Below are 13,506 nucleotides of genomic sequence, written 5' to 3' on the forward strand. Positions count from 1 at the left end.
ATGACCGACTACGACCTGGGTGGGGCCAGGCGCAGCAGGCGGGCGTACTCGTTCGACGAGGTCAGTGTGGTGCCGTCACGCCGTACGCGTGATGCGGCCGACGTCGACCTCGGCTGGCAGATCGATGCCTACCGCTTCGCAGCGCCGATCATGGCTGCGCCCACCGACTCCGTCGTGTCGCCTGCGAGTGCCGCATTGATGGCGGACCACGGACTACTGGCCGTGCTGAACCTCGAAGGGTTGTGGTGCCGGTACGAGGACGCGTCCCCGCAACTGGCCGACATCACGTCCGTTCCGGACTCCGCCGCCATCGCGCGCATGCAGGAGATCTACTCCCGTCCCATCGATCTCGAACTCGTCGCCCGTCGCGTCTCCGAGATGAGAGCGCCCGGCAGGGTGGTGGCGGCTGCCGTGTCACCGGCGCGGGCCGCCGAACTCGCTCCCGTCGCAATGTCGGCAGGTCTCGACATGTTGATCATCCGCGGCACGACCGTCAGCGCCGAGCACGTGAGTTCGGCCGACGAGCCGATCGACCTCAAACGTTTCGTCGGTGACATGGAGACTCCCGTCATCGTGGGCGGGTGCGCCAACTACCAGTCGGCGCTCCATCTGATGCGCACCGGAGCTGCGGGTGTCCTGGTGGGGTTCGGGGGCGGCGCCGCGCACACTTCCGCGAATGTCCTGGGAGTGCGCGTACCGATGGCCACGGCCGTCGCCGAGGTCGCCGAGGCCCGGCGCGACTACATGGACGAATCCGGCGGGCGCTACGTCCATGTGTTGGCGGACGGATCCATGGGCCGTTCCGGCCACATGGTGCGGGCGCTGGCCTGCGGCGCCGACGCCGTGGTCGTGGGCTCGGTGCTCGCCCGCGGAACCGACTCTCCCGGAGTCGGGTACCACTGGGGGCCCGAGGCCGTGCACCGGGACCTACCGCGTGGCGAGCGGGTTCATCTGGGCACCGTCGGGACATTGACCGAGATCATCTCGGGTCCGAGTCGGGTCGCCGATGGATCCATGAACGTCGTCGGAGCCATCCGCAAGGGAATGGCCACCGCCGGCTACGTGGATCTCAAGGAATTCCAGCGCGTCGAGGTCGTCATTGGCGACTGATGGCTGACGAAGCGACGGGGCCGGACCGGCTCAATCCGCAGCAGCGGGCGGCGGCAATCGACGCATTGCGGGCAACCACAGCCGACGATCCCCTGGACCTGCTCGTGATCGGCGGCGGAGTCGTCGGCGCCGGGTCCGCGCTGGATGCGGCGGCCCGGGGGTTGCGCGTCGGTCTGGTGGAGCAACGCGATCTGGCATCCGGAACCTCCAGTCGCTCCAGCCGTCTGGCGCACGGCGGACTGCGCTACCTGGAGAACCGCGAGTTCGCCCTCGTCCACGAAGCGCTGACAGAGCGCGGCCTGCTGCTCGACCGGATCGCTCCGCACCTCGTGCGACCTCTGCCGTTCCTGCTGCCGTTGGCCGGGCGCGCCTGGGAGAAGCCCTACGTGGGCGCGGGTGTCACGCTGTACGACCTGTTGTCCCGGGTGGGCGCATACGGCGGCCAGTTGCCTCGCCCACGCACCCTGTCCCGGGCGGCCGTGCTCGGAGTCGCCCCGAGTTTGTCCCGATCCGCGGTCAAGGGCGGGGTGCGCTTCCATGACGCCCAGATCGACGATGCGCGCCACACTTTGGCGACGGCGCGCACGGCGGTCGGTCTCGGCGCCGCAGTGGTGACTCGATGCGAGGCATTGTCACTGCTCACCACCCCAGGCGAGCCGGTCCGCACTACCGGTGCCCGGGTCCGTGTCGGGCTCGACGCCGGGGGTCGCGAAGAGGGCGAGGAGTTCGACGTCCACGCCCGTTGTGTGCTGTCGGCAACGGGGGTATGGACCGACGAGTTTCAGTCCCGGGCGGGACTGGGGGAGCCGTCTGCCCGGGTGCGCCAATCCAAGGGCGTCCATTTGATCGTGCCACGCGATCGCATCAGGTCCACGACGGCCGTCATCGCCCGCACCGCCACGTCCGTGTTGTTCCTGCTGCCCTGGGAGGACAAGTGGCTGGTGGGCACGACCGACACCGACTATGTCGGGGACTTGGCCGATCCCCGCGCGAGCGATGACGACATCGACTATCTGCTGGAACAGGCGAACCGATGGTTGGATCCCCCGCTGACGCGTTCCGACGTCGTGGGGGTCTATTGCGGACTGCGCCCCCTCGTGGCTGCTGACCTGGACGACGACAGCGCCACGGCGCAGTTGTCGCGAGAGCATGTGATCCTGCGCCCGATCCCGGGCTGCGTCATGATCGCGGGCGGCAAGTACACCACCTACCGCGTGATGGCACGCGACGCCGTGGACGCCGTCGTCGCCGAGCGCAGTGCCTTCGTCGCGGGCGACCCCCAGCCCTGCCGCACTCACGAGATCCCCGTGGCGGGTGCCGAGGGCTACGGCGATCTGTGGCAGGCGCGCGGGCGGATGGCGCGGGAATGGGGACTGTCCGAAGACACGGTGGTCCACCTGTTGCGTCGGCACGGTGACCGGGCGGGACGGGTCGCGGAACTCGTGGCAGCCGATCCGGACCTGGGTCGTCGGCTGCATCCCGACGCCCCTTACCTGCGGGCGGAGATCGTGGTGGCAGTACAAGACGAAGGTGCCCTCACGGTCGAGGACGTGCTGGTGCGCCGTACCCGGGTCGCGCTCGAGACAGCCGATGTGGGTCGCGCGGCGATGCAGCCCGCGGTGTCGCTCATGGCGGCGCATCTCGGGTGGGACTCAGCGCACACTCGGCAGCAAGCAGAACGATTCGACACCGACTGGCCCTCGACCTGGGAGCCAGGAACCACTTTGGCGGGAGCACAGTGAGTCCCACACAAACAGTCACCGACCCCCATTTCCTGCGTGACCTCGCCGCCGAAGTCACCAGCGCCACTGGGCGAGCGTTCGAGGTGAGGTCCCCTAGTCGACGGTGGAGTGATCGCCGACGTGCCGGTATCGGATCCGTCCGATGTCACCGAGGCGTTCGGGGTCGCCCGTCGCGCGCAGCGCCAGTGGGCGGCGCTGCCCCTGCAAGAGCGCAACCGGATCATCCTGCGCTTCCACGATCTGGTCCTGGAGCACCGAGATGAGGGTCTGGACATCGTGCAGTGGGAGACCGGCAAGGCGCGCAAGGATGCGTTGGAAGATCTCCTCGACGTCTGTGTGACCGCCCGCCACTACGCCCGGGATTCGGCCCGGCTGTTGCGTCCGCGGCGGGTGCGTAGTCCCTTCCCGGGGATGATCTCGGTGACGCGATACCAGCATCCGAAGGGTGTCGTCGGGATCATCGCGCCTTGGAACTACCCCCTCACCCTCGCGGTTTCCGACGCGATACCGGCGCTGCTCGCCGGCAACACCGTCGTGGTCAAGCCCGACACCCAGACCACGTTGACCGCGCTGTGGGTCCTGCGTCTGCTGCACCTCGCGGGTCTTCCGTCCGGGGTCCTCAGCGTCGTGGCCGGCGACGGCGCTGAGTTGGGCCCCGTGATCGTCGATAACGCGGACTTCGTCATGTTCACCGGTTCTACCAGGGTCGGTCGACTCATCGCCGAGCAGTGCGGTCGTCGCCTCATCGGATGCTCGCTGGAACTTGGCGGCAAGAACGCACTCATCGTGCGAGCCGACGCGGACGTCGAGCGGGCATCGGAAGTCGCGGTGCGCGCGGTCTACGCCAACTCCGGTCAGTTGTGCATTGCCATGGAACGCATCTACGTCCATCGCGACATCTATGACCGCTTCGTGCCCCGATTCGTCGAGCGCGTCAAGGCCATGCGCGTGCGGGTGATGGTCGGTTGGGGGTCCGACATGGGTTCCTTGATCTCGGCTCGCCAACTGCACACCGTGCAGTCACACGTCGAAGACGCCGTGGCGAAAGGGGCCACCCTGCTCGCCGGTGGCCGTCCCCGCCCCGACCTGGGCCCGTACGTATTCGAGCCGACGGTCCTCGCCGATGTCACCGAGGACATGATCGTGTGTCGGCATGAGACTTTCGGGCCGGTCGTGTCGATCTATCCCATCGACAGCGATGACCAGGCGATCGCCCGGGCGAACGACAGCGACTACGGGCTCAATGCCTCGGTCCTCACGTCCGACCTGCGCGTCGGCCGACAGATGGCAGCGCGCATCCACGCCGGCACGGTCAACGTCAACGAAGGCTACGCTCCCGCCTGGGCGGCCACCCGGGCGCCGATGGGGGGCATGCGTGACTCGGGATTGGGCCGACGCCACGGCGACGAGGGGCTGCTGAAGTACACCGAGTCGCAAACAGTGGGGGTTCAGCGCATCCTTGGATTCGGGCCACCTTTCGGGTGGAGTGACCGCCGCTGGGGGGATTCCCTTACGCTGACGGTCAAAGCTATGAAGAAACTCGGGGTCAGGTAGCGCCTCCTGGCGCAGATCCTGGCGCAGATCGGAGTGACGGTGGACGCCTTTGACTATGACGTGGTCATCATCGGGTCGGGATTCGGTGGCTCGGTCGCCGCACTGAGACTGACTGAGAAGGGCTACCGCGTGGCGGTCCTCGAGGCCGGTCGCCGCTACGACGAGCAGACGTTCCCGAAGACCTCGTGGCGGGTCAACAAGTTCGTCTGGGCGCCTCGCCTGGGTCTGAAGGGCTTGCAGCGTATCCACATCCTGAAGGACGTCATCGTGCTGGCAGCCGCCGGCGTCGGTGGCGGGTCACTCATCTACGCCAACACCTTGTACGTGCCGCCGAAGCGCTTCTTCGCCGACCGACAGTGGGCGCACATCACTGACTGGGCCGCCGAGCTCGCCCCCTACTACGACCAGGCGTCGCGCATGCTCGGTGTCACGAAGAACCCGACCATGACTCCGTCGGACGAGATCATGAAGGCAGTCGCAGACGAGATGGGTGTGGGGCACACGTTCTCCCTCACTCCTGTCGGGGTGTACTTCGGCGACGGTCCGGGTGTCCCGGCCAAGGATCCCTTCTTCGGTGGGGTGGGCCCCGACCGCAACGGCTGCATGCAGTGTGGTGAGTGCATGACCGGTTGCCGGCACAACGCGAAGAACACCCTGCCCAAGAACTACCTCGGTCTCGCCGAACAGAACGGTGCCGCTGTCTACCCCCTGACCACGGTCACCGCTCTGCGACCGCTGCCCGGCGGGGGCTACGCCGTCGATACCGAGCGCACGGGTCCCGTCCCCGGGCGCGCTCGCCGTACCTTCACCGGAGCGCAGGTCGTGGTGGCCGCCGGCACCTTCAACACCCAGAAGCTGCTGCACCGGATGAAAGATGCCGGTCACCTGCACCGGATCAGTCCCGCGCTGGGCAAGTTGTCGCGCAGCAACTCCGAGAGCCTCCTGGGCGCCATGTCGAACGACCGGTCCTACGACTTCACGCGCGGAGTCGCGATCACGTCGTCCTTCTACCCCGACCCCGACACCCACGTCGAGCCGGTGCGCTACGGCAAGGGATCCAACCTGATGGGTCTGCTCACCACCGTCATGACCGACGAGGAGCCGGGTGTCCCACGGTGGAAGACATGGGTCAAGACCGTCTCCCGCAAGCCCGGTGACCTGGTGAAGGTCTTCACCGGATTGCGTGGCTGGTCGGAGCGCAGTGTCATCGCCTTGGTCATGCAGCCCGTCGACAACTCGTTGACGGTCTTCGCGAAGAAGACCCGGCTGGGCCGACTCAAGTTGTCCTCCAAGCAGGGCGAAGGTCAGCCGAACCCCACTTGGATCCCGGCCGGCAACGACGTCACCCGTCGTATCGCGCAACGCATCGACGGATTCGCCGGTGGAAACATCGGTGACCTCATCTCGGCGCCGATGACCGCGCACTTCGTCGGCGGCGCTCCCATCTCGGACTCACCCGACAACGGTGTTGTCGACCCCTACCAGCGGGTGTGGGGTTACGAGGGGCTGCACATCACCGATGGAGCCGCGATCACCGCCAACCTCGGGGTGAACCCGTCGCTCACCATCACCGCTCAGGCTGAACGCGCGATGGCGATGTGGCCCAACAAGGGTGAGTTGGACCCCCGTCCCGCCCAAGGTGAGGCCTACCGTTCCATCACGCCGGTGGCGCCGAAGTCACCGGTCGTGCCGGACGAGGCCCCGGGTGCGCTGCGCCTGCCCATCGTCGACATCCGTCAGGGCGCGGGCGCCCACACCTGAGCGCCACGCAGACAGAGCAGCGACTGACTCCCTCGTGCACAGCGACGTCCGTACCTACCGGACCGGCGATCAGTTCATCAGTGACCTCACCGATGACGCGAATGCGCACGTGGTCGGTCGTGGCGATGGCCTGCTGAACATCTTCGTGCCGCATGCGACCGCCGGGCTCGCCGTCATCGAACTGCATGCCGGCACGGAAGCCGACCTCGCGGCGGCGGTCGAACGGCTGTTGCCTCGTTCGGACATCTACGCGCACCGTCACGGCAGCCAGGGCCACGGGCGCGATCACGTCCTACCCGCGTTCACGGCGCCGGTGCTGACCCTCCCTGTTGTGCAGGGTCGGGTCCCGTTGGGAACCTGGCAGAGCATCGTCCTGGTCGACAGCAACGCCGACAACCCGACGCGTCAGGTGCGGTATTCGTTCGTGGCCGGCTCCTGAGGCGAGAACTCTCGTTGCCGGTCCGCCCGGATCCTGTCTTGGGTTCGGCCCGGCGTACCGCTGCTGGCCCGATGGACCTCAACTACGCTGGGGGTTTCATCCGGGAGGACCCCCACGTGACCACGAGCGACGACCGACCGGTACTGGTCCTCGATTTCGGTGCCCAGTACGCACAACTGATCGCGCGTCGCGTACGCGAGGCAGGCCGGTTCTCCCAGATCGTTCCCGGTGGGTCGACTGCCGCCGAACTCGCCGCACTTGATCCCGCTGCACTGGTGTTGTCGGGTGGCCCGGCGAGCGTGTACGAACCGGGCGCCCCGCAGTTGGACCCCACGATCTTCGACCTGGACATCCCGGTGTTCGGCATCTGCTACGGATTCCAGGCGATGGCACAGGCGCTCGGTGGGCGAGTCGAGCAGACGGGAGGCCGCGAATACGGCGCGACGCAGTTCGAGGTGCGCGTGCTCGACTCCGCCGTCATGGCGAACCTCCCGAGGCAGCAGCGGGTGTGGATGTCGCATGGAGACGCCGTCACCTCTGCTCCGCCCGGGCTCGCGGTCACAGGATCGACACCAGGGGCTCCCGTCGCCTCGTTCGAGTCGCGCGAACGCCGCCTGGCGGGGGTGCAGTTCCATCCCGAAGTGGGACACACTCCCCACGGCCAGGACATGCTGCGGGCGTTCCTCACCGATATCGCCGGTCTGACTCCGAACTGGTCCACGGAAGGGATCATCGAGGCCCAGGTCGAGGACATCCGTCGACGGATCGGCGCCGGTCGCGCCATCTGCGGTCTGTCCGGGGGAGTCGACTCGGCCGTGGCGGCAGCGCTCGTCCACCGCGCCATCGGGGATCGGCTCACTTGCGTGTTCGTCGACCACGGTCTGCTTCGAGCCGGTGAACGTGAGCAGGTCCGCACCGACTACGTCGCCGCCACGGGGGTCCGCCTGGTCACCGTCGACGCGCAAGAGAGGTTCCTCTCCGCGCTGTCCGGAGTTGCCGACCCCGAGCGGAAGCGCAAGATCATCGGGCGCGAGTTCATCCGAGTGTTCGAACAGGCCGAGCGGGACCTGCTCGCCGAGGGCGCTGGCCGCGGTGAACCGATCGAATTCCTCGTGCAGGGCACGTTGTATCCCGACGTCGTCGAATCCGGTGGCGGCAGCGGCACCGCGAACATCAAGAGCCACCACAACGTCGGCGGCCTGCCCGACGACCTGCAGTTCACCCTCATCGAGCCGCTGCGGACCTTGTTCAAGGATGAGGTCCGGGCGGTGGGCGAGGGCCTCGGACTTCCCCCCGAGATGGTGTGGCGCCACCCCTTCCCCGGGCCCGGTCTCGCCATCCGGATCGTCGGAGCCGTCGATCGGGAGCGTTTGGACATCTTGCGGGCCGCGGACCTGATCGTCCGCCAGGAGATCACCGCTGCCGGTCTCGACCGCCAGATCTGGCAGTTGCCGGTCGTGCTGCTGGCGGACGTGCGATCAGTTGGTGTGCAGGGTGACGGCCGCACCTACGGCCACCCGGTGGTGCTGCGTCCGGTCACCTCCGAGGACGCCATGACCGCAGACTGGGCCCGTCTGCCCTATGACGTCGTCGCCGCAATCTCGACGCGCATCACCAACGAGGTACCGCAGATCAACCGCGTCACCATCGACGTCACCAGCAAACCCCCCGGCACCATCGAGTGGGAGTGACTCACGCGGTGTCGAGGACGCGGAACGCCTCGGCGACCGCACCCTCGGGCAGACCGCCCGCCAGGGCCATGGCTCCACCCCACTCACGCAAGCCCGCCTCGATGTCCATGTGAGCGGTCTGGCTCTCGTGGGCCCGCAGTGCGGCGACCTTGCGATCGAGCACATCCGTGATGTCGCGGAACCACGTTGGCTCGGGGTAGCCCACGATCCACGTCTGCGGCACTGCCCACTCCTCCAGGCCCTCGTCCTGCAGCAGCGTCGGATGGGCGAACGGATTGCGGGCATCGGGGTAGATCGCCTGCATGCCCGCCTCGCCCGCCGCGATGTGGTCCGGATGGCTCGCGTACATACGGTCGATGTTGCGCACGGGGGACTGCACGACGGCCACATCGGGTCGTACCTTGCGGATCACCCGGGCGATGTCCCGGCGCAATCCGTGGCTGACCGTCAACTCGCCGTCGCGGTACCCGAGGAACATCACATCGGCGGCACCCAGGACCTCAGCCGCGGCCCGTTGTTCCGCGCGGCGGATGGCCGGGATCTCGGAGCGCGGCACTTCCGGATCGAAGCCGCCGGCATCGCCGTCGGTGACCACGCAGTAAACAACTTCGCTGCCGCCCGCGGTCAGATGAGCGATGGTGCCACCAAGGCCGAAGTCGATGTCATCGGGGTGGGCGGCGATCGCCAACACACGACCGGGCGTTTCGTTGGGTGTCATTCGGCGTCCTTGCGTCCTGGGCGGTTGTTTGTGTCCTGGCGGTTGTTTGTCCTGGGTTGTACTCGTGTCGTGAGCCCTCTTGTGTACTGAGAGATTCTGCCGCATGACCCGATTGGGGGTAATTCGGTCCCAAGTGTCCGATATGTCGACAGATCGGGCCTAATCGGACCAGGTCGATTGCGGGCCCCAGGTGGCGCTGCCAGGTTGTCGCCGTGATCACCCTGCGTCGTCATCGTGGTTCTCGCACCACATCTGCTCCGACTGTGGGGAGATCCGCTCCGACTGTGGGGAGATCTGCTCCGACTGCGGGGAGGGCCCACGGTCGCTCGGGACGGGCGCCGGAGGGCGGATCGCGGGGGAGCCGCCGGCGTCGGATCGCGCTGGGCGTCATCGCAGGAGCCGTGGTCATCAGCCCTATGGCGGGTCAGGCTGTCGCCGGTCGCAGCACGGTTCCGGCCAGTTCGGTGACCCTGCCGGCTGCCGTGGACTGGCAAGCCGAGTATCAGGGCCAGCATTTGTGCAGCGATGCCGCCAAGCCGGGGGCAGTGAAACTCTCCAAGCTCCTCGCCGACACGTACGGCAAGTACACGACCTACATCAGCCGGTCCTGTGCCACCCCAGGGATCAGCGAGCATGAAGAGGGTCGGGCCCTGGACTGGATGGTGGATTCCGAGAATGCCACCGCGCGGGAGAAGGCCTGGCAGTTCCTCGAATGGGTCACCGCGGACGGGCCCGGCGGCGAGCCCGCTGTCATGGCCCGCCGCCTCGGGATCATGTACTTGATCTACGAGGACAAGATGTGGCGGGTGTACCGTCCGGAAGACGGTTGGCAGGAGTATCAGGGCTGCTCGACCAAACAAGACGAGGGCTACGACACGTCGTGCCACCGCGACCACATCCACATGTCGCTGACCTGGGACGGCGCCTACGCGCGAACCAGTTTCTGGACCGGGAAAGCAGAGGATCGCGGCCCGTGTGAATCCGCCACCTCGCAACGGCCCAACGGGTCGGCCTCCGAACCTGTGACCCTCATCGACGGCAACTCCGGCAAGGGAGTCACCGGCAAGAACTGCCGGTTGGGCGCCGACGCCTACTCCAGTCGCTCCTACAAGGTCAAAGTGCCGGTTCCGTCCAGTGGCGCCGCGGTCCAGCAGATCAGGGTGAAGAACTTCACCGTGAACTCCCCGGTGGGTATGACGGTTCGCAGCGCCAAGACCGTCACGGTGCCTTCCGACACGCAACCCGGGACTGTCATCGATGTCCCCCTCGCGGCGGACGGTGTCATCACGGTCACCCTCGGCGCGGGCTACGGCGACGTCGTGCTGGAAGGTGTGGGCACGGGATCCGGCGCGGCTCCTGCTCCCGCCCCCGCTCCGGCTCCGGAACCGGCGCCAGCGCCCTCTGCTCCCGCGTCGTCCGAGGCCACCACAACGGTCATGCTGCGGGCACTGTCCAAGCCCGGGCGGGTCAACACCGCGGCGGTGGCCAAGGGGCGCATCAAGGACTCGCCCAAGAAGGGCAAACTGCTCATCCTGCGGAGGCCCACAGCGGGGGCGTGGGAACTGGTCGGTGGGGGTGACGTCACGAACGGGAAGTTCAAGGTGCCCATCGTCGCCACCTCGGTCCCCGGTAGCTACGAATACCAGGCCGTCGTGATGAAACGCGGAAAACTCCTGGGCCAGTCCGAGGTCCAGCCGGCTCAGATCCTGCCGGCCGAGGTGAGTTTGGCCGATGTCGATGACGTCCGCCGCAAGAAGCCGGTGTCTCTGACCGGTGAAGTGCTCGGCGCCCCGCAGGGCGGGCAACTGCAGTTGTTCGTGCGGGCCAAGGGTGAGAAGAAGTGGCGCATGGTCAAGCAGCGACCGCTGTCCGGCAGCGGTCCGTTCACGTTCGTGCGCCGCTTCGCGCAGCCCGGTGAGTATCGGCTGCAAGTCGTCCTGCTCGATGGGAAGAAGTCGATCGACAAGTCCCCGAAGCAGGTCTTGACCGTCGCCAAGTGACAGTGGTCGCGAATCCTCGCCACGCACCGCAGACGTTCGGGGACTACCCGGCGGGACACTAAACTCGCCGCGTGGGAACCCTGTTCGACGACCTCGGGGCGGCGCTGGACGGGGCCGACCGTCGGCGAACCGGGGCAGTCGCTCCAGCGGACCTGGTCGCGGATCTCAACCCGGAACAACGCGCTGCGGTGGAGCATCGCGGCCCCCCGCTGCTGATCGTCGCCGGGGCTGGTTCCGGCAAGACCCGCGTCCTCACGCGTCGCATCGCCCACCTTCTGGCCACCGGTGACGCGGGAGTCGGCGAGATCCTCGCCATCACGTTCACGAACAAGGCCGCGGCCGAGATGCGCGAACGGGTCTCGGCGGCCGTGGGACCCGCCGGACAGCGCATGTGGGTGTCCACGTTCCACTCAGCGTGTGTCCGGATCCTGCGTCGGGAAGCCGACCGACTGGGAATGTCGTCCAGCTTCTCCATCTACGACTCGACCGACAGTCAGCGACTCATCACGATGGTGACCAAGGAGTTGTCGCTCGATCCGAAACGTTTCACCCCCCGCGGAGTGGCCGCGCGGATCAGCTCGTTGAAGAACGAACTGATCGACCATGAGGAGTTCGCCGGTTCGCTTGGCGGTGAACCGAATCCGCACGACGAGGGAATCGCCGCCATCTATGCCGAGTACCAGCGGCGCCTGCAAGCCGCCAGCGCCATGGATTTCGACGACCTCATCGGCCACACCGTGTCCGTGCTGCAACTGTTCGACGACGTCGCCGCCTACTACCGCGGCAGGTTCCGCCACGTGCTCGTCGATGAGTACCAGGACACCAACCACGCCCAATACGTGCTCATCCGCGAACTGGTCGGCACCGCCGCGATCCCGGGCGCCACGGGCGCCGAGACTGCCGTCGCTCCCGGTCACCTGTGCGTCGTGGGGGACGCCGACCAGTCCATCTACGCCTTCCGGGGCGCCACCATCCGCAACATCACAGAGTTCGAAGAGGACTTCCCCGACGCCGTCACCATCAGGCTCGAGCAGAACTACCGATCCACCCAGACAATCCTGGACGCGGCCAACGCGGTCATCGCTCACAATCCGGAACGAGCCGACAAGAAACTGTGGACGTCGGGGGCCCTGGGCGAACTCATCACTGGGTATGTCGCCGACGACGAGTACGACGAAGCCCGGTTCGTCGCCGGGGAGATCGATCGGTTGACCGACGAGGGAGCGGCCCAGCCCAACGACGTCGCGATCTTCTACCGCACCAACGCCCAATCCCGGGCGCTGGAAGAGATCATGATCCGGGTCGGCATGCCCTACAAGGTCGTCGGCGCGGTCCGTTTCTACGAGCGGCGTGAGATCCGTGACGCCATCGCTTACCTGCGCGCGATAGCCAATCCCGGCGACGACGTCAGCATGCGCCGGATCCTCAACGTCCCCAAACGCGGGATCGGTGACACCACCGAGTCCGAGCTGGCAGCGTTCGCCGCTCGCACCGGACGGACCTTCGATGACGCGTGTGCCCACGCTGCCGACATCACCACGCTCAGCCCACGAGCCGTGCGCTTGGTCGGCGCTTTCCACGACATGATGACCGGGCTGCGCGAGTACGCCGCTGATGACGCGAGCCCGGCGGACATCCTCGCTCGGACCATGCAGGACACCGGCTACCTCGAACAGTTGCAGCAGTCGGATGACCCTCAGGACGAAAGCCGCGTCGAGAACCTCGGCGAACTCGAGTCTGTGGCGGCCGACTACCAGCAGATGGCCACCGAGCCGTCGCTCGCAGGATTCCTCGAACGTGTGTCCCTCGTCGCGGACGCCGATCAGATCCCCGAAACCGCTGCCGGCCAGGTCACCTTGATGACTTTGCACACGGCGAAGGGCCTTGAGTTCCCGGTCGTGTTCCTGACGGGCATGGAGGAGGGGATCTTCCCGCACGCGCGGACCTTCGACACCGATGAACTCCCCGAGGAACGCCGCCTGGCCTACGTCGGTATCACCCGGGCCATGGCGCGCCTGTATCTGACCCGGGCGCTCACCCGATCCGCCTGGGGCGCGCCGGAACACCACCCCGCCTCGCGCTTCCTGGCCGAGATCCCGCCCGATCTCATCGAGTGGCGCCGCACCCAGGGCGCGGCGACACAGGCTGCCACGACCTGGACGTCAGCGGCACCTCGACCCCAAGGTTTCTCCGCACCCGCCCCCGGCCCGGCAGTCGCCCGAGCCTCCGCCCGCGGTCCCGCACCGGCGTTCCACCCTGGCGATCGCGTCACCCACGACAAGTTCGGGCTCGGGACCGTCGTCAGCGTCGCCGGTGCCGGAGACAAGGCGGAGGCCACGGTCGACTTCGGCTCGGACGGCGTCAAGCGACTGTTGCTGCGCTACGCGCCGCTGGAGAAGCTCTGACGTCGTGGACAGCGCCCCGACGTCGCGGATCTGAAGTGGTGGTCATCGCCCTGTCGTCTGGAAAGCACAGTCCGAAATGTGCGAAT

General features: G+C 67.3%; 9 protein-coding genes. 8 read left to right on the forward strand and 1 reads right to left on the reverse strand.

Annotated elements, in window-relative coordinates:
• The 6 genes from V9E98_11865 to guaA all read left to right on the forward strand — a co-directional run bounded on the left by V9E98_11865 (position 1) and on the right by guaA (position 8,297).
• A complete protein-coding gene (locus V9E98_11865) occupies positions 1 to 1,110 on the forward strand; it encodes a GuaB3 family IMP dehydrogenase-related protein (protein ID MEI2717664.1) in 1,110 nt (369 codons plus the stop codon).
• Positions 1,110 to 2,852 carry a glycerol-3-phosphate dehydrogenase/oxidase gene (locus tag V9E98_11870; GenBank protein MEI2717665.1) on the forward strand — a complete coding sequence of 581 codons (1,743 nt, stop codon included), beginning with the start codon at positions 1,110 to 1,112 and terminating at the stop codon, positions 2,850 to 2,852. Before V9E98_11865 ends, V9E98_11870 begins: the two co-directional genes overlap by 1 nt.
• Before the next feature lie 108 nt (positions 2,853 to 2,960).
• Positions 2,961 to 4,406, forward strand: coding sequence for a succinic semialdehyde dehydrogenase (locus V9E98_11875; protein ID MEI2717666.1), 1,446 nt, complete (start codon positions 2,961 to 2,963; stop codon positions 4,404 to 4,406).
• A 39-nt stretch (positions 4,407 to 4,445) separates the two neighbouring features.
• Positions 4,446 to 6,167 (forward strand): GMC family oxidoreductase, encoded by a 1,722-nt coding sequence (locus tag V9E98_11880; protein MEI2717667.1) that lies wholly within the window; start codon positions 4,446 to 4,448, stop codon positions 6,165 to 6,167.
• Positions 6,168 to 6,201: 34 nt separating this feature from the next.
• Positions 6,202 to 6,606, forward strand: coding sequence for a YjbQ family protein (locus tag V9E98_11885; GenBank protein MEI2717668.1), 405 nt, complete (start codon positions 6,202 to 6,204; stop codon positions 6,604 to 6,606).
• A gap of 71 nt (positions 6,607 to 6,677) precedes the next feature.
• Entirely contained in the window at positions 6,678 to 8,297 is a 1,620-nt protein-coding gene (guaA, locus tag V9E98_11890) for a glutamine-hydrolyzing GMP synthase (protein ID MEI2717669.1), read from the forward strand.
• Position 8,298: 1 nt separating this feature from the next.
• On the opposite strand, the gene V9E98_11895 is transcribed toward guaA, so the two are convergent.
• A complete protein-coding gene (locus tag V9E98_11895; protein ID MEI2717670.1) occupies positions 8,299 to 9,015 on the reverse strand; it encodes a PIG-L deacetylase family protein in 717 nt (238 codons plus the stop codon).
• Between the two features lie 401 nt (positions 9,016 to 9,416).
• Between V9E98_11895 and V9E98_11900 the strand changes: the two genes are divergently transcribed.
• Together V9E98_11900 and pcrA are read left to right on the forward strand one after the other, a co-directional pair.
• Positions 9,417 to 11,015, forward strand: a complete 1,599-nt coding sequence (locus tag V9E98_11900; GenBank protein ID MEI2717671.1) for a hypothetical protein — start codon at positions 9,417 to 9,419, stop codon at positions 11,013 to 11,015.
• 71 nt (positions 11,016 to 11,086) lie between these two features.
• A complete protein-coding gene (gene pcrA / locus V9E98_11905) occupies positions 11,087 to 13,420 on the forward strand; it encodes a DNA helicase PcrA (protein MEI2717672.1) in 2,334 nt (777 codons plus the stop codon).
• Positions 13,421 to 13,506 lie beyond the last annotated feature (86 nt).

The organism is Candidatus Nanopelagicales bacterium (assembly GCA_037045355.1).
Taxonomy (GTDB): Bacteria; Actinomycetota; Actinomycetes; order S36-B12.